Origin of the sequence: Paenibacillus dokdonensis, from assembly GCF_004916975.1 — a bacterium.
Taxonomy (GTDB): domain Bacteria; phylum Bacillota; class Bacilli; order Paenibacillales; family Paenibacillaceae; genus Paenibacillus_AQ; species Paenibacillus_AQ dokdonensis.
This window is the reverse complement of the sequence record NZ_STGQ01000002.1, coordinates 888,458-914,353: the sequence shown is the minus strand read 5'-3', so window position 1 is coordinate 914,353 and position 25,896 is coordinate 888,458. Positions and strand designations below refer to the sequence as shown.

Below are 25,896 nucleotides of genomic sequence, written 5' to 3'. Positions count from 1 at the left end.
ACACCCCCAATAGCTCAGCCTGCACAAGTCGCGGAACATCTGCTCAAGCGACAATTTCAAGCAACTGGATCCATGCAAAAATTAGTGATGGATAATTACTTATTTGCCATTTGGTAATAAGAAGTTGTACTTATCGAGCATTTTAGATTTGTACAACGGAGAGATTGTCGCTTACAATATTGCAGATACACAAGATACATCCTTTGTTTTAGATACGCTAAATCAGCTTCCAGATCAGCAAGGTATAATGTTACACAGTGATCAGGGCAGCGTGTACACGTCTCAAGCATAACAAGAGGCTGTAAAAAGAAAAGGCATAACCATGAGCATCCCGCAAGGGAACGCCCGCTGATAATGCCCCATCGAATCGTTCCATTCCACACTAAAGTCTGAAACGTTCTATCTCGAAGGGCTAACCTGCACAACGACGGCTATCGTTGAACAGACCGTTCGAGATTACATTAGCTATTATAACTCAATTCGCATTCAAACAAAATCAAATAACCAGTCGCCGATACAATATCGACAACTGGCTGCTTAAACTTGCAAGGTGTTTTGATCCCTGTCTCACAAAAGGGGCCAGTCCCAATTCAGTTCCAAGAGGTTTTTTTGCGAATCAAGGGCTCCTCTTCCCATCCTGCATCTCGGCTCTTCACTTCAACAAGGTCTTTTCAACAAAACCCGAAATCTTGTAAACTAATACCAACCATAACGACCAGGAACCACCTAAATATAGAAAAGGAGGATATAGCAATTTGAAAGGGATTACAAACAAACTCGGATTCAGCCGTTCTCTGTTCCGTAAAATGCTGCTTTCCTATATGGCGACGATTCTTATTCCATCCCTTCTTATTTTGGCTGTTTATGCCTATACGCTAAAGGAAGATTTGCTCTCTCAAATGGAGGAATCCTCAAATGCGAGCATGCAGCGGGTATCCGCGAACGTCGAGACGATTATCAACCAGATCAACGGTTTCTCCTTACAGCTATCTTTCCTGCCGGACATCAATAATTTGTTGAAGCAGCCGGATACGTTCACGATGTATGATTATTATCAATTAAAGGAACAGCTTCGCACCCAGATCGTTTCGAATTCTCTGTTTGAGTCGGCCTATCTTTATGTGTCGCAAAACGGGAAGATGCTGACCACCAATGAGGGGCTTTTCGATGCCCTCTCCTTCTATGATCAGGATGTCATGAAAGAAGTACGCTCCCATACCGGTGAATCGTTATGGTACAAAGTGCGACAGGCTCCTGCCAACCCCAATCCGAGCGCCAAAGCACTTGATTTTGGCGAGTGGATCACCTTTTACAAATCGGTCCCGGTAACCTCTTCCAAGCCACTCGGCACGCTTGTGCTGAATATTCCGAAATCCATGTTCCTCCAAACACTAAGCAATATGAACGGGGGTAACGACAGCCATATTCTAATTATGGACAGCAGCGGCTCGCCCATTTCTTCGAGCCGATCAGAAGACAGTGGCAATCTCAGCCAGTTGGCGATGCAAAGCACGGCAGGTGTACCAGGAACGCCGGCAAGCAAAATTCGTTGGAACGACGAATTGTACTTCGCCCATATTCATACGATTCCTTTGAACGACTGGAAGGTTATTAATCTCGTTCCTTATTCCGATTATGAGTCCAAACTGTTTGACAAGCTGTCCCGCCTGCTGCTCATCCTGCTGTTTGTATGTTTCGTCGGCCTCGCGATATCGTACCTGTTCGCCGCGCTCATGTACAATCCTTGGAAAAAAGTGCTTGCTGCATTGTCGCATACTTCGGACAAGCTGCTGCGATCCACATCCGGCAGCCGGCAAATGAGTGATGAAGTAACCATTGTGAACAGCGCTATCCGCAATATGATACATACGATTCGAGAGAACGAACCGATTATTCGCAATTACCTGATCGCCGATATACTGCGGGGCAACATATCCGACAAAGAATCGATTCCCATGATGCTGGAACAGGCAGGCATCTCCTTCCCCCATCCGGATTACATGGTCATCGTCGCAGTATTGGATGGGCCCGAGCCGCCGGTCGCGAACGATTCGGATAACCCGCAGACGACGCTCGTTCTGTTCAGCATGATCTCGGATACGTTAAAGCTGCATATGCAGGCGGAAGGGACGATATTAAGCGGAAGCAAGCTGGGTTTTATCGTGAATATAAGCCCCTTACAGCATGAGGAAGACCTGAAAGAGACCGTCAGGGAATGCTACTCGGAAATGAGCGCCATGATCCAGGAACAGCTGCACATGACGCTCCGGCTATGTGTAGGCGATATTTGCCCTCCAGCCGGACTTCACATCTCTTACGGAAGAATTCAAAGCGTTTTGAATTATAAAGCCGTCATGAACAGCAGGGACGTCATCTTCGTGCATGCCCGCCAGACGAACCCAAAATTCGTATACCCCATTTCGTTTCAAAAGCAGCTCATCCATTCCATCACTTCCCTGGACCTAGCCAAAATAGAAGAAGGCATCAACAATTTGTTCCAACGTTATATTTACAACTCCAAATATCCGCACGAAAAGCTGCAAAGCATGGTCATGGCCTTGATGGGAGGCGTTATGAACGAGCTGATTCGCGAAGGCTATGATTTGGAGAGCCTAAATGAAGGTTTCGAGCTGTTCGAGCTGCATAACTGCCAAAACAACGAAGAGCTGCACCGATTTATGACGATCCGGATGGTCCGCATTGTGGAAGCGATGCAATCTATTCAAGAACGGCCGGTAATTAATCTCTACGTATCCGAGGCGATAACCTACATGGAGGAAAAGTACGCGGAAAATATTTCGATAACCGATATCGCCGAGCATGTCGGGATCAGCAGCGGACACCTCAGTCGCACATTCAAGGCGGAGATGGGCCGGTCGATGCTTGAATATTTGACTGAATACCGATTATCGAAAAGCAAGGAAAGGCTGGCCAATCGTCACGATTCACTTCAGTGCATCAGCCAATCGGTCGGTTACAATGACGTGCAGAGCTTCATCCGTTTTTTCAAAAAATACGAAGGCGTCACCCCAGGGGAATACCGCAAAAACTTATTTAAATCCTGATATCCATAATGAAATCATGATTTCCGCCTGAATTTCATCATAAATATCGCATCATTACGCGAAAGTGAGGATTCCGCCGAATCGGTCTCCGGTATAGGATGAAAGCGCACACATTTATTGTGGCCAACACCTTATCGGAGAGGAGGAAATGCATGGGAATCGGGATTCAGAAGATGAATCAGGAGCGCAAGCTGCGGGACGTCAAACCGTCATTGGTGAAATCCTTCAACAAATACAAGTACTATTATGTACTGCTGCTGCCGGGTCTGATCTATTTCATTGTGTTTAAGTATTTGCCCATGGGCGGCATATTGATCGCATTTCAGGATTTCAAGGTAACCGGAGGCATATTTTCAAGTCCATGGGTGGGCTTAAAGTGGTTCCGAATCCTGTTTGATTCTCCAGATTTCTGGGTAGCCCTGAAAAATACGATTCTCATCAGCTTCTATAAGCTCGTGTTTAATTTTCCGGCCCCCATTCTGCTTGCGCTCATGCTCAATGAGATCGTTAACCGGGTCTTCAAGCGGGTCGTACAAACAATCGTCTATTTTCCGCACTTTTTATCGTGGGTCGTTCTTGGCGGCATATTATTCTCGTTATTTTCCGTAGATACCGGGATTCTGAAGTTATTCAGTATCACGACATCGCCGCTAATGAACCCGGATACGTTCCGGGGATTTCTGGTCGGTTCGGAAATGTGGAAAGAGATCGGCTGGGGAACCGTCATTTATTTGGCCGCCATGGCCGGCATTAATCCCGAATTATATGAAGCGGCAAAAATGGACGGAGCCAATCGCCTCAAGCTTATTATGCACATCACGATACCAAGCATCATGCCTACGATCGTTATTCTCCTTATATTGCGAACAGGCTCCATTCTGAATGCAGGCTTCGATCAAATTTACATTATGTATAATCCTCTCGTCTACGAAGTGTCTGACGTTCTGGATACCTATGTGTACCGGCTGGGCCTCACCATGGGCAGATATTCGTTTGCCTCCGCTGCAGGCCTGTTCCAATCCGTCGTAGGTCTCTTGCTGCTGCTCTTTACGAATTGGCTCGTTAGACGCATGGGCGAACGGGGATTATGGTGAGGGATAAATCGATGAAAATACGCACTGGATTCGGTGACCGATTGTTTCAGATTGGCAACGCAACGCTGATCGTGATATTCAGCTTGGCAACGCTATACCCGCTTTGGTATGAAGCTTCCATATCATTCAGTTCCTCCGCCGGCGCGCTGAAGGGCGGATTAATCTTCTGGCCGCGCGAGTGGACTTGGGAGGCCTACCGCGTCGTGTTCAGCTCCAGCTACATATGGCTGGCTTACCGTAACAGCATTACCGTGGCAGCCGCCGGCACCTGTCTTCATGTTCTGCTCACGGCCATGACCGCTTATCCGCTAAACAAACGCGGCCTTCCCGGAGGGAAGCTTGTGACGTTTCTTATTTTGTTCACGATGCTGTTCGGTGGCGGGATGATTCCGACATATATGCTGGTGAAAAGTCTCGGATTGATAAACTCCCTATGGGCGCTGATCCTCCCTGGCATGATCTCTGCGTTCAACGTCATCGTCATGCAGAGTTTTATGCGGACGATCCCCGAAGAGGTGGAGGAATCGGCAACGATGGACGGGGCCAATCCGCTAAGGATATTTTTCACGATCATCCTTCCCCTGTGCAAGCCTGTATTGGCAACCATCGCCCTGTGGGAATGCGTGGCATTATGGAATAACTTCATGCAGGCCTTGATTTATTTGAACGACAAATCCTTGTATACGCTGCCCATATTGTTAAAACAAATCATTGCCGGCCAGCAATTAATGGCCGAGTCAGGACAATATACCGATTCGTCCACGGAGACCGTCATCGCGGCCACGATTATCGTAACCATCATTCCGATATTGCTTACGTATCCATTCCTGCAAAAACACTTCATGAAGGGTACCATGCTCGGCTCCGTCAAAGCCTGAAAATTATGTTTGGGGGGAATTTAAAAAATGATCAAAGTCAAACAATGGGGCTCTATCCTTCTTGTCGGCAGCCTGCTCCTACTGTCGGCATGCGGATCGCAGGGTGGAAACGGCGAAGCCGGCGAGGCTTCCTCCAATGGGGACAAGCAAACCAGTACGTTTAACATGTTCTTTGACAACGGCATTCCGGAGTATCCCGGAAACGGCGGAGAAGCAAAGCCCAAAATCATTGCCTTGATGAACAAGGCAGGCATTACAGATGTGGATTATCAAGTAACGCTGCTGAGCGGTGACGAATATAACACGAAGCTAAATCTGCTTGCCTCCTCAGGCGAGCTGCCCGATTATTTCAGCGTCAATCCCACGACGCTGTCCCAGTTTGTCGATCAGGGACTCGTGATGCCGCTGGATGACCTGCTGGCCAAAGCCCCGCACATTACGCAGCAGGTTCCAAAAGAGCGCTGGGAGGGAGTTACCTTTGACGGAAAAATATATGCTGTCCCGTTCGGCGTAAGGCCCGAATCGTTCAACTCGCCGAATACCTCAGGACTCATCATCCGTCAGGACTGGATGGACAAACTCAACTTGAAGCAGCCGACTACGCTTGACGAGCTTCACGACGTTCTTACAGCATTCGTTCAGAAGGACCCCGATGGTAATGGCATTAAGGATACCTACGGAATGAGCGGAAGCAAGGGTTCCCAGTTCAGCGTCATATTCGGGGCCTTCGGCATTGCGCCATCCTATTGGATCGAAAAAGACGGCAAAATCGTAAAGGGATTCACAACCCCTGAGGCTAAAGAGACGCTCAGCATTCTACAAACCTGGTATAAAGAAGGATTAATTGATCCGGAGTTCCCTGTCATGGAAGGCAACCAGGCCCAATCCAAAATCATCAATTCCAAGGTCGGAAGTTATGAAGGCCCGGCCTTTGACGTCAATCCGAAAGGAAGCTCTTTTGCCGAGGCGTTGGCCAAGGCATCCCCAAGCGCCGTACTGAAACTGATCCCTCCGCCAAAAGGGCCTCAGGGCCTAAACGGCTATCCGGAAGCCAACCCTTATGCGGGCGGCGGTTTGAGAGCCATTAGCGCCAAAACGCCCCATCCCGAGAAGCTGATGCAGCTCCTGGACTGGTCGGTTTCCGAAAACGAAAACGGTGGGGTTAACTTGCTGACCTACGGGGAGGAGAACGTCGATTATACGATCGATAAAGAAAAAAATCTCATTAAGCAAACCTCCTCCTACGCGGATCTCTACAAAAAGGGATTTTCTAATCCGGTACGCTTCATCCAGGTGACGGATCGCCGTTGGGCGGAAGAATCCGTACGCGACGGGCTGGAAACGGCGGCAGCGTCCGTCGTTAAAAACGCGCTCTGGAAGACCGTTCCGGCTGAACTGGATTATCCGGACCTGGAGAAGAAACTTTGGACCGAATATTTCGTCAAGATCGTCACAGGCGTCTGGTCTTTAGACAAATTCGACGAATTCGTCCAAAAGTATTACGCGCAGGGCGGCCAGAAAATTCAAGACCAAGCCAACGAAGAGTGGAAGAAGAATCAAGGGAAATAACCCGCTAAACCACGGACTTGTACATCCATCCTTTCTAACAGACCTGAATAATCCCCTCACGGTAGGGCAACGAAACGCTGCATACCGGAGGGGATTGTTTATGATATACCCGTTTCGTTTGGCTTACAGGTTGCCATTGCTCATCCAGCTGTCAACATGAAGCGGCTCGCTGTAATCCTCCCGGGCAGATAATTCACGAAGAAGTTCCTCTGCATCACTGCGCGACGCAAAACCGCCCATCGCTACGACATACTTACCGTTCTTTGTTTTAATGACATTGCTGCCATCCTCCGCATACTGCTCATCGAGCATCCCCAGCACCTCACCAAGCTCCATTTCCTGGCTTCGAACATAGAAGACTTCATGCGTTTTCTCCTTCTCTGCTGCGCCAAACAGCTTCAGCTGAATGAACCCGGGCTTCTGGTACTCGGACACGGAATAATCGATGTTATCCTTGAGCTCAACCACAAAGCGAACCGCCGAATCATCCAGAATGACATTACTGTAGACATCCTTCACATTCGAAAGGGCGCCGATATCCTGCTTCAGCTTCTCAAAATCAAGATTACGGACCCCATTAAAAGTAAAGATCAGACGATTCGGTGCTTCCTTGTGATCGACCGTGTAGGCCGGAGCATTCGAGATCTGTTCACCATCGATGTTGAAGTGAATATTCAGCATATTTTCCTGAACCGTCGTTGTGACGGACACGCCATCCGTGCGCTCGCCCCCGCTGCCAACCTGCAGCACCTTTACAATGGAACCAACGATGGGTATATCGGATAAAGCCATGGCTACGCTCGGCACGTTAACGGTAATCATAAGAGCCGCACAAGCAGCCACGAGAGTGGATGAGCCGCGAAGCCATCTCATTTTCCGTTTATGGATGCGCCCCCGCTGCGTGGCTTCATGAATAACCCCAGAGAGGCGGGATGGAATCTCGATATTTTCGTAGCGTTCTTTTCCTGTCATGTGATATCCACCTCTTCCTTTATTAAATGTTTTTTTAGTTTGGCCAGAATGCGGTAAACCTTCGTTTTGACGGTGTTTTCCGGCAGAGATAACACGTCAGCCATGTCCTTAAAACGCTGGTCCTCAAAATATTTCAGAATAATAAAGGCTTTGTCCTCCGGCTGCAGCCGATCCAGCGCCTGATATAGATCCCACTTCTCCTCTAGTGAAACCGGACCCTCCTTAGCTGAAAACTCTACCGCACTGTCCTCGATATAGGTGTATTTCTTATTTTTCCTCATATGATCCAAAGCACAGTTGATCACAATCCGGCTGATCCAGGTCTCGAAATACTCCGGGTTTTTCATTTTTCCAAAGGAAAGATAGGCTTTGTACGTTGCTTCCGATACGATTTCCAAAGCCTCCTGTTCATTTTTCACATAACAGTAAGCAAACCGGTAGAGCTTTTCTTTGCAGGCCTCTATTTGCTCACTGAACTGCTGTTCTGTTAATTTTTTGTTTTCTTGGTTCAGTTTGTTCACCCCCTTGCGGCTAAAGCATTCAACTTATACCGCCTAATCCTGAAAAAGAGTCATTATATGCTGTTATGCCCGTTAGACTGAGGAGAGTGTCAGAAAGTTTCAATGAATTTTTTCATAATTGCCCCACCCGCCCGAGGGCTATTTTTCGTACAAACAAGACATTTCTTTGTAACTTATACGGATGGGCTCATGTTATATACATTAAACAGTGCATTCACGAACAGTGAGAACAATAAAATAAGCGGTGAGGTGAGCCTATGACTGAGATAATAGAAGAATATGAGAAATCGGAAGAGAATGATACATATCAAGAGCTTCAAGAGAAATATGCTGATTTGTGGAACAAACTCTCCGTATTGCCTGTGGAACAAGCCAAGGAACTGCTAGACAGCTTCTCCAGTCAGATCCAGCTGCAGCATGTAAAGGAGCGTTCCTACCAAGACTTGAAAAGCACATTACGTTCACCCTGGTTTTATGTAACTTTGATTATAGGTCTCTGCCTCCCGGTCATCTTCTATGTCGGGTTTATCTATACTTCGCTTGCGATTGAATAAGTGTTGCTCTGGCGATGAATAACAATTCCATATATAACTGAAAAAGCTTCCTCGCGGAACTGCCTGTCGGTTCCCGGGAAGCTTTTTTGATTGGAGCAAAAGCGGCAGCTACCGCCCCTGCTGCGTGTTTTGATACTGCTTCTTGGCCTTATAGGCGAAAATAGCATAAACCAGAATCATAACCGGGATGATCAGCCAGGTAAAGCCCCTGAAGAAGGCAAACGGCGTTTCGAAAAGAAATGCCTGCCAAAACTGTCCTCCGTTCATGTCCCACAGCCCCGGCGTGTAATAGAGCAGCTTGGGCTTGATAAACGCCGTCACGTCAATCGCATCGGTTGAAATCAATACCGCAAAGAGCGGTATAAAGCAGCAAGCCAGCGACAACCACATATCGGAAATCCGCTTGTACCGCGCAGCCTTGGAATCCACGTCGGAGAAGATATCCTCGATTTCCTGCTCTCCTGTTTGCTTAAAGTATTGAGATCCTGAACTTTTGGTCCCGGCAATATGGGTCCAGCCGCTATCCTCAAACAGCACTTTGTAGTCCTCAAAATCCTGACGAGTTTTAAAGATGCGGTAATCCATCCGATAATTCGAATTCTCCGGCTGCACCTGTGCAAACTCGTAGGCAAATGATTTCCCCACCAACGCATATCCCTGCCTGGCCATCTCGTTCAACCACTGCTCCTCATGGTCGAAGTTCGTAAAAAATTTAACCTTTTTCATGACGCTCCCCCGTTTCTCCGTTTCTTATCCCATTATCGTATTCGTCATTTCTAGCATGTGGCGCATCCGTTCATAATCGTGGCGCAATATCTCCCGGCCCCCATCTGTGATGGCATACACCTTGCGGCGGCTGTCCTCACTGTGAACCGGCTGGATGAATTTTTGCTTCAAAAGATTTTCCACCGCTCCGTAAAGGGTTCCTGCAGCCATACGTACCTGGCCAGCGCTCAGCTCCTCCACCTTTTGCATAATCAAATATCCATGTGCAGGTTCAAGCAAAGCAAGCAGTATATAATAAACCGTTTCTGTCAGCGGCAGATTTTTGTCTCTGTTCATTGGAAATGCCCCCTTTTGTTCAGCGATACTTTATATCGCCACACTGTATAGTTATACTATATATAGTTCAACTGTATAATGCAATAGACAAAAGTCCAAAAACTTCAATGCAGTGGCTAGGACGAATTACTCGAATTCGGGAGGAAGCTCAAAAATGTTAAAACGCTACTGACATACCGTTGTCAGTAGCGTTTTTTTATAATCGGAGTAAGTAAACGTAAAGGACTGGGAGATCAATGCGAAGTATGTCTTGCATCGGTTCGGGGACACCGCTTCGCTGGTTCTGGCCCAAAATGAAATGATACAGGATTTGTATCATTTATTATAGGAAGGATGATATCTTGTGAATTTTGCTTCTGTACGTATCATTACCGACGACGTGGATCGTCTCGTTGAGTTCTATGAGAAAGTCATGGGTGTTTCAGCGGAACGCCCCGCGCCCGTCTTTGCTGAACTTGTTGTGCCATCGTGCACCCTGGCGATCGGCCACTCCCAGACGGTGCAACTGTTCGGCGCTGGTTCCGCAGTGGCGGCCGACAATCACACTGTCATTCTCGAGTTCCACGTCGACGATGTCGATGCCGAATACGAGCGCTTGAAGCCGTTTGTCGATGAGTGGGTAAAGGAACCGACCATGATGCCGTGGGGGAACCGTGCTATGTTGTTTCGCGATCCCGACGGCAACCTGGTTAACCTCTTCGCGCCGGTGACCGAGGAAGCCATCAAACGGTTCAGCGGTAGGCGTTGACGGATAGTTGAAGTGAGTGAGGCCTCAATTTGGGGAGTGGCAACGATTTGTAAAATTCAAAGGATCCGCTGTAAACAGCGGATCCTTTTTAGTGCGCCCAGCATGGGCGGCAGCTTCTCCGATCAGGGTTATATCAGGAATTATAAAGCTACTTAAATTCTATCTTGATGGATACGCGCTGGTCTCCAGCAGGAACCTTGATGGTCACAAATCCGCTCTCCGAGTCTGAAAAAGGCTCAATATCAATCATGCTGTCATCCGCACCCTTAGTGCTGATATTTTCTCGATTGAGTCGTGCAGTATGAGGATGATAAATAATCGTTGTACCGCCGGATGGAATGAATTCCATAGTAAACATGTCTTTATCATAGTCATAATGATAGCTTTCAAGCACGCCGCCAGTGGTCTGCGGATAAGCACGCTGCAGCGCCTGACTGTATGGAGACTCCCGGAAACCGTCACACCAGCACCAATATGTGTTGCTCCATAAGTACTTTTCGAAAATAGCGATCAGCTGCCGGGCCAGCCCGAGCGTCGCCGGATGATTCGTAAAAGCCCCCCATTCACCGATCAGGACGGGAATATTCAGGCGTTCCTGCACTTTGCGATGTGTGGCAAAGATCAAATCCACCCGCTCCTGGTTATAGATCTCATAATGTTCCGTATCGACCACCAGATCATAACCATGTGGAGCAAATACCTGCCCCGGGAAGATCGATCCGTTCTCTTCTGCAAGCTCAAGTCCCGATTCCACGCCCATATTGGCAAAATAGCTGGTCTCCAGCATCAAAAAACCATCCGGTGCCGCCTTTCGAATCACTGCTGCTGTTTTGCTGAAAAAGGGCATCAATACATCCCTTTCAAACCGCTGCGATGCCTCCCTCGCTTGGTCCACCAGCATCCCGTACGTCTTCATGTCGGCCATGCCCGCCAGCACCTCTTGCTTCTTCTCCTCATCAAACCAAAGCGCAGCCAGATCCTCCATATCTGCTTCATCATGCCCCATGACTTCTTGAGCATAAGCAACAATCATCATGCCGAACACCTCCTGCCCCTGGGTGCCGGGATAAGGCTCATTCATCATGTCATAACCGATGATATTGGGACAATCCGCAAAAAATGCCGCCGCATGCTTCCACATCTCCGCGTAGTGATCCTGCAGACCGATTCCGTCCGCAGCGGATGCGTTTGCCCAAAAATGATCCAGTGACCGGTTCACTGCCGGGCTTTCCAGGTAAGCATCGCTCCACAAGCTGCCTGTCACATGGGGAAGATCATCCGGTAATGTTGCCCACGCCGGTGCCCCGTCACCATATAATGAGCTGTACAAATCCTGATGCATATCCAGGAAAACATAGATGCCATGCTGCTCCGCCCAGCGGATCTGCTGTTTGATCCTGCCTAAATAATCATCATCATATACGCCGGGGGCAGGCTCCACGCCATCCCAAATGAGTCCGAGACGGATCACATTAAAGCCCTGGTCCTTAAACCAGGCGAACAGCTCTTCAGTACAGGGGGTAACATAACCTTTTTTCTTATCCTTGCAGACCAGGTTTACCCCGCTCAAAATCACCTGCTGCCCGTTATCATTCACGATCCGCTGCCCGTCAATGATCAGTTTATTCATATTTGATCTCCCCCTTTGATATTCCCGGCTTCCGCTACAGGAATGTACATTTCAATGTAGTGCTTGTTGTACTGGTTATACAGATTGACTTCCAGAGAATTACCGTCGATTTGCAAGCCTCTGCGACGGATAAACGCCTTCATCTGGTCGTAGTGTTCATCCAGTTCGGCGTAGCCCTCCCTCCCGATCACGACGCATTTCCTCGCGCAGTAGCAGGGTGTAAGTCTCTGAAAGATGCCCGTGTTCTCCTCCATAGGAAAAGTGGATAGAATACCGTTGTGCAGATAGCTGTGATATTGTCCTGACTCCAGATTTTCCTTGGAAACAACCGAAATGATATGGCAAAATGCCAGCCATTCCTGGTGAACGTTCATACTGCGTACCTGCTGCTGGACCCGGCTTCCGAGCTTCTTATCCCCGCTTTCCATGACAGAGTCAGTGAGCAGCACCCAGAATGGATTTCTTTTCACCAGCTCAATCGTATCCGTATCCTCAAACCGGCGGAACTGCTCATCCATTGCATCCAGCTTCTGGGACAGCTGCTTCAAAAACGTCAGCTGCCGGATGACATCCCGCTTTTTACCTTCAATCAGCTCGCGGATGTCATCCAGACTGTCGCTGGTCAGAAGACCTTGAATCCGCTCAATCGGAACATCCATCGCCCGCAGCATCCGGATCGTTATCAGGGAATCGAACTGCTCCAGATCATAGTAACGGTACCCGTTCCCATCCCTGTCGTTTGAAGGGAGCAGCCCGATTTTGTCATAGTAGCGCAAGGTATCCATGGGAATATCCAAAATCTTCGAAACCTCGCCAATCGTAAACTTCAGCTTAAGCAGCGGACTATTCATCTTTTGGGCCTCCCCTTCTGGCGTAATTACTGAATGCGGATATTTCCTCCTCCTTTTGCCTATCAAATGGATACAAGGCCATCGGAATAAGGCCAATGAATACCGTGACTAACGGGATCAAACCGGTTGCTACCCGAATGCCAAGTACAGCGGAATCCGTTTGTACGGTTGCCAGCCCATCATAGCCGAACGCCCCGATCACGCTCATGAAGATGACCGTCTGCAGACTGGAAAAAGCGATGATAAAGATCGAAAACAGGCCGTTGAACAGCCCCGTTTTCCGTACGCCGGTTACACGTTCGTTCTCATCAATCAGAAGTGCGCCTACCTGCGATGTCGCTGTCCTGAAGTAATTGACAGTGAATACGATCAGTACATAGGACGCAGCTGCTGCCCAGATATTGTCCGCAAGGAAGATGCCGCCATAGCCGACAACCGCGAAACCTGTACCGAGGTAGATGCTTTTTTTCGTACCGCAGGTTTTTACGATATAGCCTATGACCGGCAGGAACATAAGCGCAATCACATGCGTGCTGACATCCACAATGGTTGCCGTCACGCCATCCGTATTGAGCACATCATCCATGTAATACAGGTACGGTGTGAAGTAAAAACCAATAGGCCCGAGCGTAATGATAGAATAGAGCACATAGGTGAGAAAGGGACGGGATTTGACGATTTGCCAAGCTTCCCTCCACAGCTCACCAGATCCGAGCGGCTGAGACTGAAGCGTTTCATGCATTTTGGCATCATCCGGAAGTCCGCGCAGCGCCAGTACGAAGAATATCGTCTCCACCGCGATAACCGCCGTAAAAATCGGAATAATGATCTCACGCTTCCCATCACCGACCAGCAGCAGGGTGGGAATCAGCGTGATCAGAAAAGACATGGCCTGCGAAATGTAGTTTTGCATGATATTAACATCAACACGTTCCTCTTTGGTGGGTGCTGCAATCAGTGTGTAGGATTGATAAGCCACGCTGTAAGCGGTTGCGGCTGTGTCGTAGATGAAGAGTTCAACGGTATAGAGCAGGAAGATAAGCCATTGACTCCATTCTGGGCTTGAGAGCATCATGAGGAAGGAGGAAATGATCATGAAGGGAACCGTGACACGCATCAGATAGACATATTTGCCGCGGCTCGGACGGTTCCTCATTTTGTCGATCCAGACCCCGATCATCGGGTCATTTACGGCATTCCAAATGTTATAAATAATGTACACCCAGCCTACATAGGTTGGACTCAGCCCAATCATATCGGTATAGTATTTAATGAATACGTTGTGGATGAGCACACCGCCGACGGACAGGACAGGCCCGGGCAAAGCCAGCTGCCATTTTTGCTTCAGGGTGAGTCCCGGGCCGGTAAAGCGAAAAGCTCCACGAACGGAGCCGGCCATCTTCCTCAAGATGATCAAATTTTTTTCTCCTCTCGCTCTGGAATCCTGCTCTATCCATCTGAATATCTCGATTTGCCCTTATTATAAAGGATGGAGTAACTCCAGATTAAAGGGGGTTCAGAAAAATATTTTATTCGTGAGAGGTAGGTCCCGTATCCATCCCCACTCACCTATTGTTTAGTTTTATCTGCATAAATTTGATCGATTGTATATTTTGTAGTATACATATGTAAAGCGAATATCATCAGAAGGGAGCGTGCAGTTAGACCTGCTTCGGGTCCCGAAGCCGATTGACCATCAAGAAATTGGAGGATTATATGGCCCGTCCTAAAAAGAAAAAGAATATATATCGTACTGTAGTATGGAGCTTTGTCAGTGTCATTGGGCTCTTTATTCTGATCGCCGGATCCTATGCAGGATTCCTACATCATAAAGCTATGTCTGCCGTACATAAAATTTCCGCTGCCGACTATCAGGCGCCGCAGCATGAGGATACAAAAAATGCGATACCCGTAACTGAAAACGTGACTGAAGATGACATGAAGCCCATGACGATTCTGCTTGCCGGAGTCGATAACCGTGAGGGCAGCGGCGGAACGATGAATACCGACGTTATGATGCTGGTGACGCTGAACCCGGAAACTAAATCCGCAAGTCTGTTATCCATTCCGCGCGATCTGAAAATAACGCCAGCCGGACAATCAAGCCATAAAGCGAACTATTTTTATGCTCATAACTATATTAAAGATAAATCAACGGCCATGACCGAAACCAAGCAGCTTATTGGCGATTTGTTCCACCTGCCGATTGATTACATGGTTCTAATTAATTTTGACGGATTCCGTCAAGCAGTGGATGCCGTAGGCGGCTTTGACGTCGATGTGGACATGGATATGCATTATATGGATACCGCCGATGGGACGAATATCAATCTGACCAAAGGCTTGCAGCATCTCGACGGGAAAGAAACACTGGATTTTGTCAGATATCGTAAGTCCAATGACGGAACCTCGCCTTCCTCGGATTTCGACCGTAACAAACGCCAACAGCAAGTGCTGAGCCAGATGCTGGACAAGCTGACCTCCCTGAACGGCATTAGTCAATGGGGCAGCATTCTGGACATTATCGGCGATAACGTAAAAACAGATATCCCCGAGAAAAGTCTGACGCGGTGGCTGTTGAACTTCAAAAAGATGAAGCCTGACACCACCAACCTGCTGACAGTAGAGGGGGATTGGAAAAGCCCGTTTGTTTATTGGAACAAGGATGATTTGACGAAGGCGATGGAAACCCTGTATTCGAATGTGGAGCTGAAGCCAAACAGCAAGATCGACTATGGCGAACACTTGGGGCTTTATACAAACTCCGGTCAAAATAAGCGATGACGCGCAAAAAAATCCACAGCCATTCCTGGTTGTGGATTTTCGCGTTCTATCTAATTATACAGCATAGGAAATGCGCTGAAGCAGCTTAGTTCACACAGCCAGGTCTCTTGCCTTCAGCCAACATACCGTTAATGTTCTCAATTAACTGTGGAAGCTCGCTCATGGTATTGATCGTAAAATCAGCCCCGTGCTGCATAAAAGTCTGTTTTGTTTTCGAGATTGCCGCTTCCTTTTCGGAATCGGACAGGCTATCGTACTCCTCTTGGCTCAGCCCCATTTCCGAGCTGCCAATCACGACGCCTACCGACCATACACCCGCCTGCACGCCCTCTTTTACATCCGAGGTGGTATCGCCAACCTTGACGACCTTCCAGGATGCGGACAGCTTCAGCTGCTCCATATTGCGGTAGATCATATAAGGATAGGGTCTGCCAAGTGAGTGCGTATCATCCGGTGTTACTACATAATCCGGACTGTAGCCTTTTTCCCGGGCGTTCGATACGACCACCTCCATCATGGAGCTGGTATAACCCGTTGTTGAACCAAACTTCAGCCCCTCTGCCCGGAGTGCTTCCACCGTCTGGATCACGCCAGGAATCGGATCTGTATATTCAGATAAGGAGGCCATCAGTGCAGGCTCAAATTCGGCATACAGCTGTTCAACATCCTGTTCATTAAAGGACCTGCCGTACTTGTCTTCCCATAGGGCTGACACCCTCGGCATGGACAGCATCGCACGGATATGGTCGATCTTCAGCATGCCCATCGGACCCCTTGCTTCTTCCATGGTCACTTCAATGGCGGCATGGTTGAATATATCCACGAACACATTCACCGGTGCAAAACATCCGAAGTCTACCGCTGTACCTGCCCAGTCCAGAATAACGCCTTCGATTTTGTTCATTGTTCAATTCCCCCCATGTATTCTCCGATGATATCACATAATTGCTCGATGTCTTCCGCATAGATTCCCCCGATATTGCCGATGCGGAAGGTATCCACATCCGTCAGTTTACCCGGATAGATCACGTAGCCTCTTTCCTTCACGTAAGCATAAAAATCTCCGAAGCTGAAGCTTTCACTTGGGAACTGGAAGGTCGTAATGATCGGCGACTGCTTTTCTTCTGAAATATAGGCATGAATGCCGATATTCGCCAGCTTTTCCCGGAGCAGCTGATTGTTCTGCTGATAGCGGGCAAATCTTGCGGGAACGCCGCCTTCCTCCACCAGCTCATCAATCGCCTTAGCAAATGCGGCGACGACATGGGTCGGAGAGGTAAAGCGCCATTTTCCATCCTTGTCCATGCCCTTCCACTGATCGTACAAATCCAGGGACAGGCTGCGTGCGATACCTTGGCAGGCGGTTAGCTTGTCGAGCTTGGCAATTGCAAATCCGAATCCCGGAACGCCTTGTATGCACTTATTCGCACTGCTGATCAGATAGTCGATTCCAAGTTCCGCCACATCCATCTCGATGCCGCCAAAGCTGCTCATTGCATCTATAATCAGTGTTTTTCCATATTCCTTGGACAACCCCGCAACCATATCTATCGGATTCAAAATGCCTGTCGTCGTCTCGCAGTGAACCATCGCAATATGTGTAAGCTCCGGATCTGCCGTAAGCAGGGCTCTTAGCTCCGTTTCCTCCGGGTGTTCATCATAACTCACACGGTATTCCGTATAGTTCAGACCGATATATTCCGCCATCTGGACGATCCGCTCACCGTATGCGCCATTGGTGATGATCAATACCTTATCATCGTCAGAGATGGTAGAGGTCATGACCGATTCCACCGCGAACGTTCCGCTGCCCTGCATCAGCACGGCCGTATACTCATCCGGATTGACACCTGCGAACGTCAGCAGCTCGGATCTGATCTTTTGCGTAATGGATTTATATTCATCATCCCATGTGCAGCGGTCAAACAGCATAACTTCCTTCACGGTGCTTGTCGTGGTCAGCGGTCCTGGTGTTAATAGCTTATAGGTTTTCACTTTTGCTACGCTCCCTGCTGAATTATTTTGCCGCATTGAAGAAATCCTGATGTTCTTTGAGCAGCTCAACGGTCAATGGCTCTGCAAATTTCATTGATTTAGCCGGCTTGTTGACATCTTCCACGGTCTCGCCTTTATACAGGGCAACCGGATAGTTGGTGATCAATTCTTTTCTCGCATCCTTGATGATGGTCTCTGCCATTTTCATCGCAAGGTCGGTTGTGGCATTCTTTTTGTCCACCACCGCCACGGATTCCGTCAGCGAAAAGTTTCCTTCGGCTGGGTCAACGTAGTCGATCGGTGCTCCTGATGCTTTTGCCTTAACAGCCTGGTGACGCAGTCCAAAACCGGCAGCGACTTCTCCCGCCTCTACCTTTTTGATCGGGCCGGAACCGGAGCTCTCCAGATGCGGACCGACGTTAGCAATCAGATCATGTAAAACGGTTTTCCCTTCTTCTTGACCGTAATGACTGATAATTGCTTGTACGAGCAGCCAGCCTGTAGAGGAGTCCATAATGTTCGGAATCGATACCAGACCTTTAAATTCCGGTTTCGTCAGGTCTTTAATCGATGTCGGCATAGGCAGTCCCTTTTGCTTCAGCACTTCCGTATTGACGAAGATTGAACCTGTATTGGCCAAAATCGGCGTATAGTAAGATGGATAAGAATCCAGTGGATCTGTTGTAAACGACAGGTTTTTGTACATGGAGTACTTACTTTGCGAGCTTTCGATAAAATAGGAGCTCATGGTGATCAGATCCGCTTCGATTTTGCCGCCCTCTGCCATGAGCTTGCCGCCCAGCTCTGAGGTACCCTGTGATTGAAGCACGTATTTGCCATCGTAGCCGGCGTTTTTCAGTGCTGTCTCCATGGACGCGACCGCTTCTTCATCGGCATTCGTGTAAATGACAACCTTCTTCGCTTCCTCTGCCTTGCTGCTGCTGCATCCTGCCATTGCAATAACCAGACTGATCGCGAATAATGTGAGCAGCATTCCTTTAATCGTTTTGGACATGATCGTAAATCCCTCACTTTATATTTTTATGGTTTGTGAAAAATAAGTTGGGGTGCGCGGGAGGCCGCTACGAGTACCGATCGCACTAAGGCTCGATGGTCAATCCATGCCATATTGCGGATGAGACCGCTACAAGTACGGATCGTGCTTCCGATCGCTGTTGTCATCGGATTTTATTTGATTACACTTTTCAGTTGTAAATATCCGATGACAAAGGCGAACGCTATCGCTTCTTCAGCACGATTCCGTCCTTTCCGCTACTTCGCTTAATATCGAGTAACTGAAATCGACATCAGTTTCAGCAGCGTCAGCTTACTCTTGAGCCGATCGTAAGAATCATTCGCTCTCGAAGTGATACAAATATTGAAATCTTGCTAGCCTCAACGCCGCACCGCTCTTCTCCTCTGAAGAAAATCGCATAATACCTTTATCAGTAAATTGGTGAAGAAAATCAGCAGGGACAGCACAAAGATCTCGTTAAATTTGGCAAAATGCTGGAGCTCTTTGATTTTGCTGGCCACGACGGATGTCTGCGCCGATACCAGGAAAATGATCCCGCTGATCGTCACCATGGAATTGATGAAATAATAGCTGAACATCTCAATCACCGTGGACGCTGAGTTCGGCAGAATCACCCGGTAGATCGTCTTGAACCAGCTGTCTCCGAGCAGCTCTCCCGTGGTTTCCCAGGATGGATTCATCTTGGAGAGGGAATTTTTGGCCATGAGATACGGTGTCGTAAACAGATGCACAATGTTGCACAGGATAATGATTGTAAATGTACTTTTCAAGCTGCTTGCGTTAAACAGGAGCAGGTATGATATCCCGAGCACCATGCCGGGCACCGTGTTGGTCATCATCGAGATGATATCCGTCGTTGACCTCGCTCTGAGCGAAGTACGCACATTCAGCAGCGCCGAGCCGTACGCGACCAGTGTGCCGAATAGGGAGGTTAACAGTGCTACCCACAGTGAATTTTTATAGACTCCCGTCAAATCACTGGATTGAAACACGTTAACGACATGCTTGAACGTAAAGGTAAGATCGTATGGAAAACTGTTCAGAAAAGGTGCAATGAACATAACCGCAAAGACAGACAGCATACCCAGAACGATTACTGAAGAGACCATTCCGAAGCCCGTATCACGCACCCGATGTCTTGGAAGCTCCGTGTCGGTCACCTTGTCGTAGTGAAAATTAAGCTTCTCCAGATATTGCAGCAGCCAGATTCCGAATACCGCCGGAACCAGCATCAGTACCGCGATGACCGCGCCTTGATTAAAGTCCGGAATGGAGCCGAGCATCACCTGATACAGCTGAGCCGCAATCACAGAATACGTGCCTCCCACCGAGGCAGGAATCCCGAAGTCCGTGAAGCTCAATATAAAGGACAAGACGAACGCTCCGCCGAGAGCACCCGCTAACGGACGCAGGATGGTATTCGAGAAGCTCCGTACCGTTCCGTCGCCCATAAGCTTCGAAACAATGATGAATTTTTTATCGATATAGCCGAAGGCATTATGGATCAGCAGAAACGCCGGCGGCAGCGTGTAAATAACATATCCCATCAACAGGCCGTTAAATCCGTAGATTTCGAACAGGTTCCGGCCAATAATCTTCGTGATCAATCCCTGATTACCGAACGAATACATGATGGCGAAGCCGTAAGTAATCGTTGGCAGCAGCATCGGAACGATGATGAGGGTTTTCAGCACGCCCTTGATAGGGCGGTATATTTTCGTGCAATGTATGGAATAGGCCAGGATAAACCCGAACACCGTTGTGATGACTGCGGTAACCGCGGATACTTTTACACTGTTCAGAGTAGCCCCGATCAAATCCCGATCCTTCCAGATCGACACGTAGTTCTCCAACGCGAAGCCGTGGTCTGTCTCAAACGAACGAATAAGCAGAACAATAAGCGGCAGGAACAGAAATCCGGCGAACAGCAGCAGAAGTAGGATGAACACAATACGCATTTCAGGCTTGGCTCTATGCATACATCTCACCAAACAAGTTATAAATGTTCTTCCGTTTAATCTGTAATTGCTTGATAATAAATTGCTCTACGAATTCATTGTCCGGTTGGTTAATAATCTCTTTAGGCGTGCCGAATTGAGAGATTTTCCCCTGGTTGATAATCAGTATTTTGTCTGACAGCGTCAGAGCCTCCTCGGGATCATGCGTGACAATGATCGTCGTCAGCTTGAATTCTCTCGCTATCGATTGAATCCGCTGCTTGATCGACTCCTTGATCACCCCGTCCAGCGCACTTAGCGGTTCATCGAGCAGAAGGATCTTCGGTTTCGTTACCAGCGTTCTCGCAAGTGCCACTCTCTGCTTCTGCCCGCCGGATAGCTCGCCGATTCTCTTTTTCAGATGCGGTGTTAATTCCAGAAAATCGATATATTCCTGAACCTCCTTCTCGCTCACCGAGCCTTTTTTATTGCGCAAGCCATAGACGATGTTGTCATAGGCATTTAGATTCGGAAACAAGGCATAGTCCTGAAAAACAATGTTAAAGCCGCGCTTTTTCATCGGTACATGGGTTATGTCCGCCTCGTTAAATACAATGCTTCCAAGATCCATTTCCGTCAGGCCTAGAATAATATTGAGCAGTGTCGTCTTCCCGCTGCCGCTTGGACCGAGGAGCGACACAATCTCGCCCGTGCCAATTTCGAGGTTGATGTCATCGAGTACCACTTTATCGTCAAATTGTTTGCTAATATGATGCAGCTTCAGCAAACCGCTCACCTCCTTTAAACACAACCTCAGTATAAAAATCATATGTCATCCGAAATCCTCTTCTATGTAAATTTTGCGTAAATTATGCATAACTTCTTCATAACTTATGACTAACTTTGTAATGAATTGGACGGTTATACATGATGATCTATGTAAACCTATTGAATAACACAGGTGTTACCAGTACACTGAAATTGTTTCAATGTTGATACAAAATTGCAGTTAAACGTCATATATTAGCGGGTGAGAGAGATGCTGCCACTAGAGAGGCAAAAGAAAATTCTCGATCTATTAACGGTCAAAAAGGTCCTCAAAATAACGGAGCTGACAGAAGAGCTAGATATATCTATCGGTACCCTCCGGAGGGATTTAAATCTCCTGACAAGCCAGGGAAAAATCGAGAAAATCTATGGCGGGGTCAAGCTTGTAGACAGGTTCGGAGAATCTTCCATGGATGAGCGGATGGTCAATCATTTGCAGGAAAAGGAACAAATTGCCCGCAAATGCAGCGAATATATTAACGACGGCGATTGTATCTATATAGACAGCGGATCGACGACCTATCAGATTGCCAAATATATCAAACATAAAAAGAAGCTTACCGTCATCACCAATTCTATCCCTGTCATTAATGAGCTCATGCACTGTGAGGTCGAGTTGATCATTATCGGGGGGAAAATCAGACAGGATGAGCAGTCCGTCGTGGCGTTTGATTATATTTTCAATTTTCACGAGCTGAACGTCCGGAAAGCCTTCATCTGCTGCAGCGGCATTACGATTGAAAGAGGCATCTCCGACTACAACTTGGAGGAAGCCATCACGCGCAAAAAAATGATTGAGCTCGCCAAGGAGGTGTTCGTCGCCGCCGACAGCACCAAATTCGGAAAAGACGTCACGATCTCCATTGCACCGCTGGATCGCATTGATACGATTGTGACGGATAACAACGTGGACAAGGGCTTCCTTCCCAGATTCAAAAAAACCAACACATGCTTAGTCATTGCCGATACTTAACTTTGGGAACAACAAAAAGGACCTTTCACTAGGGGAAGCGATCTAGGAAAAGGTCCTCTTTTTACTATATAAGCAGATTTCTTTATTGCGCCTTGCTTGGCTGTCATTACCCATCATTGCCCCGTATAAACCCTCTCAACCCGGCTGCCCAGGCGGCTCAGAATTTCATTGGTCACCGTCCCGCAGCGTCCTGCAATTTGGCTGGCTGTGATGGTTTCCCCTCCGTCTTGTCCAATCATCGTGACCGTATCACCCTGCTGGACGCCAACGATGGAGGTAACATCTACTGTTAATTGATCCATACAAATGCTGCCAATAATGCTCGCCCGCTGCCCGCGGATAAGTACATACCCGCCATGATCGGATAGCGATCTCGGAATACCGTCGGCATAACCGATGGAAACCGTGGCGATCCGGATATCATGAGAAGGCAGAAGGTTGTAGCCATATCCGACCGGATGGTGGGCTCCTACCTCTTTCACCTGAGTTACGGTTGCTTTTAGAGAGAGTACTGGCCGCAGATCGGCATGGGCCCGTACCTCATCCCCCTCATGACTCAGCAATCCGTATAGCGCAATACCAGGACGTACGAGGTCATAGCGAACCTCCGGATAATTCAGAATGCCATAGCTGCTCTGGATATGAACCTGTCCAGGATCGAACTTTGCCGCTTTTAACTGGCCGATCACCTCGTCAAAATGCTGCAGCTGCAGCTGTGTAAAATCACTCTCTGCCTGTGACAGGCTGTCGGACATGGATAAGTGACTGAATGTGCCGGTGACATGCAGATGCGGAAATTGATAACACTTCATAATCGATTCCAGCTCCTGATAAGGCTCGCCCAAGCGGTTCATGCCGGTGTCGATTTTGATATGAACGTTGAGATGAACGTTGTACGCCTCCAGCGCCTCGCCATGTTCCCTGCTCACCAGGGTTTGTGTCAGCCGGTATTTTGCCAGCTCGGATGCAAGCTCAGGGGAGGTATATCCCAATATTAGAATCTCACCAAGAACCCCCTGCTTCCGCAAACGGATCCCTTCCCCGATTTCCGCAACGGCAAAATGATTGATTCCTTGCTGGTTTAGACATTTTGCAACCTCCGTGCTTCCATGCCCATAAGCATTGGCTTTGACGACTGCCATGATTTTGGATTTCGAGGGCAAAAGCCACTGAAGCTCAGCTGCATTATGTCTTACATGCTCCAGATTTATTTCCGCCCAAGCCCTGTCACGTGAAGCTTCCTTTTGTCCGCTTTTTGAAGGCATGGCGGGTACGTTGTGGTTCTTTTTAGTGAATGAGCGGATTGGAGCCATCGCAACCGTTGGAAGTGAATGATATCTGGAAAGCAGCCCAAGCGTTAGCATCCTCATCGGTTTATCTCCCCCTGCTCATGAAAGATCGTAATCATACAACCGTTCATGTTATTGCCGGAGACCTCTACCCGGGTACCCGGATTCATATCGATGATGATTTCCTTCTCTTCTTCTCCCATATCCACAACATACATCTCAATCAAATGATTTTTATATTTTTTGAATAAATGCGGACCCTTTAACGTGAACTGCTTCATATACTCCATATATTCCTCAAGGCACATGCCGTATTGCTCCATGATGATGGCATGCGGGACGCCAACATAACGGAAATGCCAGGGCTCGCAGGCGATATGGGTCAGATGCTCCTTACCCTGCTGATAGCGCTGGATGAAGCCGTACTCAGCTGCCTGCTGGCGAAATTCTGCATATACGCCATCTTCAGGGAAGGACGGACAGAGGTAATCCACTCCAGCTTTCAGTTCGCCGATATCTACAGCCAGACCCGTCTGATGCTCACTTTCATCAGGCTGCGCCACATAGCTCGCGGTGAAAATCGGCCCATTTTCCGCGTAGGACTGGTCGTAAATACGCTGCAGCTCCGTACGCGTACGGTATCCGCTTACGATGCCGGTATGCTTTTTGGCCTGGCATGCTGTGAACCATGCATCCAGCTGCTGCAAGCATGTCCGCTCGAGGCGCATATTTTTTTCTTCCATGCTTGCATGCGTAATGTCTGTGACTTGCATTAAATTTTTGGGATGGATCACAGATTGCAGTGGATGCTCCGAATTGACCAGGATCAAATGTCCGCGATGAACCATTTTCGGATCGATACGGATCACGCGGTCTGTTGTTGTGCCCATCATGAGTTCGCCCCCCTTGCCATGGCAAGTTGGATCAGCTGATCCATCAGCCCTGGGTATGAAATATGGCTTGCACGCATCATATTCGGGTAGCGGCTTGCCGCCGTAAATCCCGGCATCGTATTGACCTCATTAAACACAATGCGTCCATCCCCGCTGATGAACATGTCCACTCTGGCCAGGCCTGCACAGCCTAGCGTGCGGTATATCAGAAGCGCCGTTTCCTTGACCCTTGCAGCCATTTCTCCCGAAATTCTGGCCGGCAGGTGGATTTTCGAAGAGATTAAGGAATATTTCTCATCATAATCAAAAAACTCGCTCTTCAGCTCAATTTCATCGATTTCCGCGATTATCGGATCTGCATCGCCAAGCACGGCACAGCCCACCTCAAAACTGGGAATATTTTGCTCAATAATAATCTTTTTGTCATGCTTGAAGGCAGAACGGATGCCATCCATCAGCTCCAACATGTCATATGCTTTGGTAATGCCACACGAAGATCCGGAACGAGCTGGCTTAATGAATAGGGGAAATCCAAGCGGTTCAGCCTCTTTTACCGCTGTATACAGATCATCTCCGGCATGTACGGTCATTGACTTTGCAGCATCGATCCCTATGGCCCTCACGAGCTGGCTTGCGGTCCCCTTGTCCATACACACCGCTGAAGACAGTGTATCGCAGCCGACAAAAGGAATTCCCGCCAGCTCCAGCAGTCCCTGCACCGTGCCATCCTCGCCGTTCTTGCCATGCAGCACTGGAAACACTACATCTACCGGAGTCACTCGATATTCTGTGCCCACCAGCTCTACAATTCCTCCCAGCTCCCGGCTCGGAGAAATGAAAGCCGGAGTACAGCTGGGGTGCAACTGCCAGCGGTCTTCACGGATTTCCTCTGTATTACCCCCATATCTGAACCAGATGCCTTCCCTCGTAATGCCAATCAGCACCAGATCGTATTTTGACATGTCCAAATGATCAATCACCGAAGCCGCAGACTTCAGCGATACTTCATATTCCGTCGAGCAGCCGCCGAACAGTACGGCGACCGTTTTCTTTTTTATATTTTGCATTGGTAATCTCCCCAGTTCATGCGGGCTGGACCGTAAGTTTCACGCTTAGACCAGCACCAAGATGACTTCATTATAGAGAGGGGAAATTAAACAAATTGAAACTAAAAATAAAACTTGGTAAAGGAAAGTTAAAGAAAAGATAAAGACGGG

General features: G+C 48.3%; 23 protein-coding genes and 1 pseudogene. 9 read left to right on the top strand and 15 right to left on the bottom strand.

Annotation, left to right across the window (positions count from 1 at the left end):
* Window positions 1–15 precede the first annotated feature (15 nt).
* The 5 genes and pseudogenes from E6W40_RS30160 to E6W40_RS22120 form a co-directional block, all read left to right on the top strand.
* Window positions 16–541 (top strand): annotated as a pseudogene (locus tag E6W40_RS30160) (IS3 family transposase); the annotation flags it as partial.
* Between the two features lie 214 nt (window positions 542–755).
* Entirely contained in the window at window positions 756–3,065 is a 2,310-nt protein-coding gene (locus E6W40_RS22135) for an AraC family transcriptional regulator (RefSeq protein ID WP_136607733.1), read from the top strand.
* A 152-nt stretch (window positions 3,066–3,217) separates the two neighbouring features.
* Window positions 3,218–4,159 (top strand): ABC transporter permease, encoded by a 942-nt coding sequence (locus E6W40_RS22130; protein WP_211147063.1) that lies wholly within the window; start codon window positions 3,218–3,220, stop codon window positions 4,157–4,159.
* Window positions 4,160–4,170: 11 nt separating this feature from the next.
* Window positions 4,171–5,037 carry a carbohydrate ABC transporter permease gene (locus E6W40_RS22125; protein ID WP_168929006.1) on the top strand — a complete coding sequence of 289 codons (867 nt, stop codon included), beginning with the start codon at window positions 4,171–4,173 and terminating at the stop codon, window positions 5,035–5,037.
* Between the two features lie 27 nt (window positions 5,038–5,064).
* Window positions 5,065–6,606, top strand: a complete 1,542-nt coding sequence (locus E6W40_RS22120; protein ID WP_136607731.1) for an extracellular solute-binding protein — start codon at window positions 5,065–5,067, stop codon at window positions 6,604–6,606.
* Between the two features lie 123 nt (window positions 6,607–6,729).
* On the opposite strand, the gene E6W40_RS22115 is transcribed toward E6W40_RS22120, so the two are convergent.
* A complete protein-coding gene (locus E6W40_RS22115; RefSeq protein ID WP_136607730.1) occupies window positions 6,730–7,578 on the bottom strand; it encodes an SPOR domain-containing protein in 849 nt (282 codons plus the stop codon).
* Window positions 7,575–8,090 (bottom strand): sigma-70 family RNA polymerase sigma factor, encoded by a 516-nt coding sequence (locus tag E6W40_RS22110; RefSeq protein ID WP_425464957.1) that lies wholly within the window; start codon window positions 8,088–8,090, stop codon window positions 7,575–7,577. The genes E6W40_RS22115 and E6W40_RS22110 overlap by 4 nt, the downstream gene beginning before the upstream one ends.
* Before the next feature lie 266 nt (window positions 8,091–8,356).
* Here E6W40_RS22110 and E6W40_RS22105 point away from each other — a divergent pair, with 266 nt between their 5' ends.
* Window positions 8,357–8,653 (top strand): hypothetical protein, encoded by a 297-nt coding sequence (locus tag E6W40_RS22105; protein WP_136607728.1) that lies wholly within the window; start codon window positions 8,357–8,359, stop codon window positions 8,651–8,653.
* Between the two features lie 108 nt (window positions 8,654–8,761).
* On the opposite strand, the gene E6W40_RS22100 is transcribed toward E6W40_RS22105, so the two are convergent.
* Both E6W40_RS22100 and E6W40_RS22095 read right to left on the bottom strand, forming a co-directional pair.
* The gene (locus tag E6W40_RS22100; protein WP_136607727.1) at window positions 8,762–9,379 is read right to left on the bottom strand and encodes a DUF2812 domain-containing protein; all 618 of its coding nucleotides are present in this window, start codon (window positions 9,377–9,379) and stop codon (window positions 8,762–8,764) included.
* 24 nt (window positions 9,380–9,403) lie between these two features.
* Window positions 9,404–9,715 carry a PadR family transcriptional regulator gene (locus E6W40_RS22095; RefSeq protein WP_136607726.1) on the bottom strand — a complete coding sequence of 104 codons (312 nt, stop codon included), beginning with the start codon at window positions 9,713–9,715 and terminating at the stop codon, window positions 9,404–9,406.
* Window positions 9,716–10,058: 343 nt separating this feature from the next.
* Here E6W40_RS22095 and E6W40_RS22090 point away from each other — a divergent pair, with 343 nt between their 5' ends.
* Window positions 10,059–10,463, top strand: coding sequence for a VOC family protein (locus E6W40_RS22090; protein WP_136607725.1), 405 nt, complete (start codon window positions 10,059–10,061; stop codon window positions 10,461–10,463).
* 148 nt (window positions 10,464–10,611) lie between these two features.
* On the opposite strand, the gene E6W40_RS22085 is transcribed toward E6W40_RS22090, so the two are convergent.
* The 3 genes from E6W40_RS22085 to E6W40_RS22075 are packed head-to-tail and all read right to left on the bottom strand — an operon-like array spanning window position 10,612 to window position 14,361.
* The gene (locus tag E6W40_RS22085; protein WP_136607724.1) at window positions 10,612–12,093 is read right to left on the bottom strand and encodes a cellulase family glycosylhydrolase; all 1,482 of its coding nucleotides are present in this window, start codon (window positions 12,091–12,093) and stop codon (window positions 10,612–10,614) included.
* Window positions 12,090–12,944: a MerR family DNA-binding transcriptional regulator gene (locus E6W40_RS22080; RefSeq protein WP_136607723.1), complete on the bottom strand. Its 855-nt coding sequence runs from the start codon at window positions 12,942–12,944 to the stop codon at window positions 12,090–12,092. The genes E6W40_RS22085 and E6W40_RS22080 overlap by 4 nt, the downstream gene beginning before the upstream one ends.
* Window positions 12,937–14,361 (bottom strand): MFS transporter, encoded by a 1,425-nt coding sequence (locus E6W40_RS22075; RefSeq protein WP_246073131.1) that lies wholly within the window; start codon window positions 14,359–14,361, stop codon window positions 12,937–12,939. The genes E6W40_RS22080 and E6W40_RS22075 overlap by 8 nt, the downstream gene beginning before the upstream one ends.
* Window positions 14,362–14,660: 299 nt before the next feature.
* Between E6W40_RS22075 and E6W40_RS22070 the strand changes: the two genes are divergently transcribed.
* Window positions 14,661–15,728 carry an LCP family protein gene (locus E6W40_RS22070; protein ID WP_168929005.1) on the top strand — a complete coding sequence of 356 codons (1,068 nt, stop codon included), beginning with the start codon at window positions 14,661–14,663 and terminating at the stop codon, window positions 15,726–15,728.
* 85 nt (window positions 15,729–15,813) lie between these two features.
* Here E6W40_RS22070 and phnX read toward each other — a convergent pair whose 3' ends face one another.
* From phnX to E6W40_RS22045, 5 genes are all read right to left on the bottom strand, one after another.
* Complete coding sequence (gene phnX, locus E6W40_RS22065; protein WP_136607721.1) at window positions 15,814–16,632, bottom strand: phosphonoacetaldehyde hydrolase; 819 nt, start codon at window positions 16,630–16,632, stop codon at window positions 15,814–15,816.
* A complete protein-coding gene (gene phnW, locus E6W40_RS22060) occupies window positions 16,629–17,723 on the bottom strand; it encodes a 2-aminoethylphosphonate--pyruvate transaminase (protein WP_136607720.1) in 1,095 nt (364 codons plus the stop codon). The genes phnX and phnW overlap by 4 nt, the downstream gene beginning before the upstream one ends.
* 22 nt (window positions 17,724–17,745) lie before the next feature.
* The gene (locus tag E6W40_RS22055; RefSeq protein WP_136607719.1) at window positions 17,746–18,738 is read right to left on the bottom strand and encodes an extracellular solute-binding protein; all 993 of its coding nucleotides are present in this window, start codon (window positions 18,736–18,738) and stop codon (window positions 17,746–17,748) included.
* A gap of 380 nt (window positions 18,739–19,118) precedes the next feature.
* Window positions 19,119–20,738 (bottom strand): ABC transporter permease subunit, encoded by a 1,620-nt coding sequence (locus tag E6W40_RS22050; RefSeq protein ID WP_136607718.1) that lies wholly within the window; start codon window positions 20,736–20,738, stop codon window positions 19,119–19,121.
* Window positions 20,731–21,483 carry an ABC transporter ATP-binding protein gene (locus tag E6W40_RS22045; protein ID WP_136607717.1) on the bottom strand — a complete coding sequence of 251 codons (753 nt, stop codon included), beginning with the start codon at window positions 21,481–21,483 and terminating at the stop codon, window positions 20,731–20,733. The genes E6W40_RS22050 and E6W40_RS22045 overlap by 8 nt, the downstream gene beginning before the upstream one ends.
* Before the next feature lie 252 nt (window positions 21,484–21,735).
* On the opposite strand from E6W40_RS22045, the gene E6W40_RS22040 reads away from it, so the two are divergent.
* Window positions 21,736–22,497 (top strand): DeoR/GlpR family DNA-binding transcription regulator, encoded by a 762-nt coding sequence (locus E6W40_RS22040; RefSeq protein WP_136607716.1) that lies wholly within the window; start codon window positions 21,736–21,738, stop codon window positions 22,495–22,497.
* Between the two features lie 113 nt (window positions 22,498–22,610).
* On the opposite strand, the gene vanT is transcribed toward E6W40_RS22040, so the two are convergent.
* Genes vanT through vanG form a run of 3 tightly spaced genes read right to left on the bottom strand, consistent with a single transcriptional unit; the run spans window position 22,611 to window position 25,737 of the window.
* A complete protein-coding gene (vanT, locus tag E6W40_RS22035; RefSeq protein ID WP_246073130.1) occupies window positions 22,611–23,867 on the bottom strand; it encodes a serine racemase VanT catalytic subunit in 1,257 nt (418 codons plus the stop codon).
* Complete coding sequence (locus tag E6W40_RS22030) at window positions 23,864–24,679, bottom strand: D-alanyl-D-alanine carboxypeptidase family protein (RefSeq protein ID WP_136607715.1); 816 nt, start codon at window positions 24,677–24,679, stop codon at window positions 23,864–23,866. The genes vanT and E6W40_RS22030 overlap by 4 nt, the downstream gene beginning before the upstream one ends.
* Window positions 24,676–25,737 carry a D-alanine--D-serine ligase VanG gene (vanG, locus tag E6W40_RS22025; RefSeq protein WP_136608193.1) on the bottom strand — a complete coding sequence of 354 codons (1,062 nt, stop codon included), beginning with the start codon at window positions 25,735–25,737 and terminating at the stop codon, window positions 24,676–24,678. The genes E6W40_RS22030 and vanG overlap by 4 nt, the downstream gene beginning before the upstream one ends.
* Window positions 25,738–25,896: the final 159 nt, after the last annotated feature.

What these genes read in the sequence shown, in the direction of transcription:
- E6W40_RS22130 (WP_211147063.1), top strand. Translation starts at nt 3,218, where the DNA reads ATGGGAATCGGGATTCAGAAGATGAATCAGGAGCGCAAGCTGCGGGAC.
- E6W40_RS22125 (WP_168929006.1), top strand. Translation starts at nt 4,171, where the DNA reads ATGAAAATACGCACTGGATTCGGTGACCGATTGTTTCAGATTGGCAAC.
- E6W40_RS22120 (WP_136607731.1), top strand. Translation starts at nt 5,065, where the DNA reads ATGATCAAAGTCAAACAATGGGGCTCTATCCTTCTTGTCGGCAGCCTG.
- E6W40_RS22115 (WP_136607730.1), bottom strand. Translation starts at nt 7,578, where the DNA reads ATGACAGGAAAAGAACGCTACGAAAATATCGAGATTCCATCCCGCCTC.
- E6W40_RS22105 (WP_136607728.1), top strand. Translation starts at nt 8,357, where the DNA reads ATGACTGAGATAATAGAAGAATATGAGAAATCGGAAGAGAATGATACA.
- E6W40_RS22100 (WP_136607727.1), bottom strand. Translation starts at nt 9,379, where the DNA reads ATGAAAAAGGTTAAATTTTTTACGAACTTCGACCATGAGGAGCAGTGG.
- E6W40_RS22095 (WP_136607726.1), bottom strand. Translation starts at nt 9,715, where the DNA reads ATGAACAGAGACAAAAATCTGCCGCTGACAGAAACGGTTTATTATATA.
- E6W40_RS22085 (WP_136607724.1), bottom strand. Translation starts at nt 12,093, where the DNA reads ATGAATAAACTGATCATTGACGGGCAGCGGATCGTGAATGATAACGGG.
- E6W40_RS22080 (WP_136607723.1), bottom strand. Translation starts at nt 12,944, where the DNA reads ATGAATAGTCCGCTGCTTAAGCTGAAGTTTACGATTGGCGAGGTTTCG.
- E6W40_RS22070 (WP_168929005.1), top strand. Translation starts at nt 14,661, where the DNA reads ATGGCCCGTCCTAAAAAGAAAAAGAATATATATCGTACTGTAGTATGG.
- phnX (WP_136607721.1), bottom strand. Translation starts at nt 16,632, where the DNA reads ATGAACAAAATCGAAGGCGTTATTCTGGACTGGGCAGGTACAGCGGTA.
- E6W40_RS22055 (WP_136607719.1), bottom strand. Translation starts at nt 18,738, where the DNA reads ATGTCCAAAACGATTAAAGGAATGCTGCTCACATTATTCGCGATCAGT.
- E6W40_RS22050 (WP_136607718.1), bottom strand. Translation starts at nt 20,738, where the DNA reads ATGCATAGAGCCAAGCCTGAAATGCGTATTGTGTTCATCCTACTTCTG.
- E6W40_RS22040 (WP_136607716.1), top strand. Translation starts at nt 21,736, where the DNA reads ATGCTGCCACTAGAGAGGCAAAAGAAAATTCTCGATCTATTAACGGTC.
- vanT (WP_246073130.1), bottom strand. Translation starts at nt 23,867, where the DNA reads ATGAGGATGCTAACGCTTGGGCTGCTTTCCAGATATCATTCACTTCCA.
- E6W40_RS22030 (WP_136607715.1), bottom strand. Translation starts at nt 24,679, where the DNA reads ATGATGGGCACAACAACAGACCGCGTGATCCGTATCGATCCGAAAATG.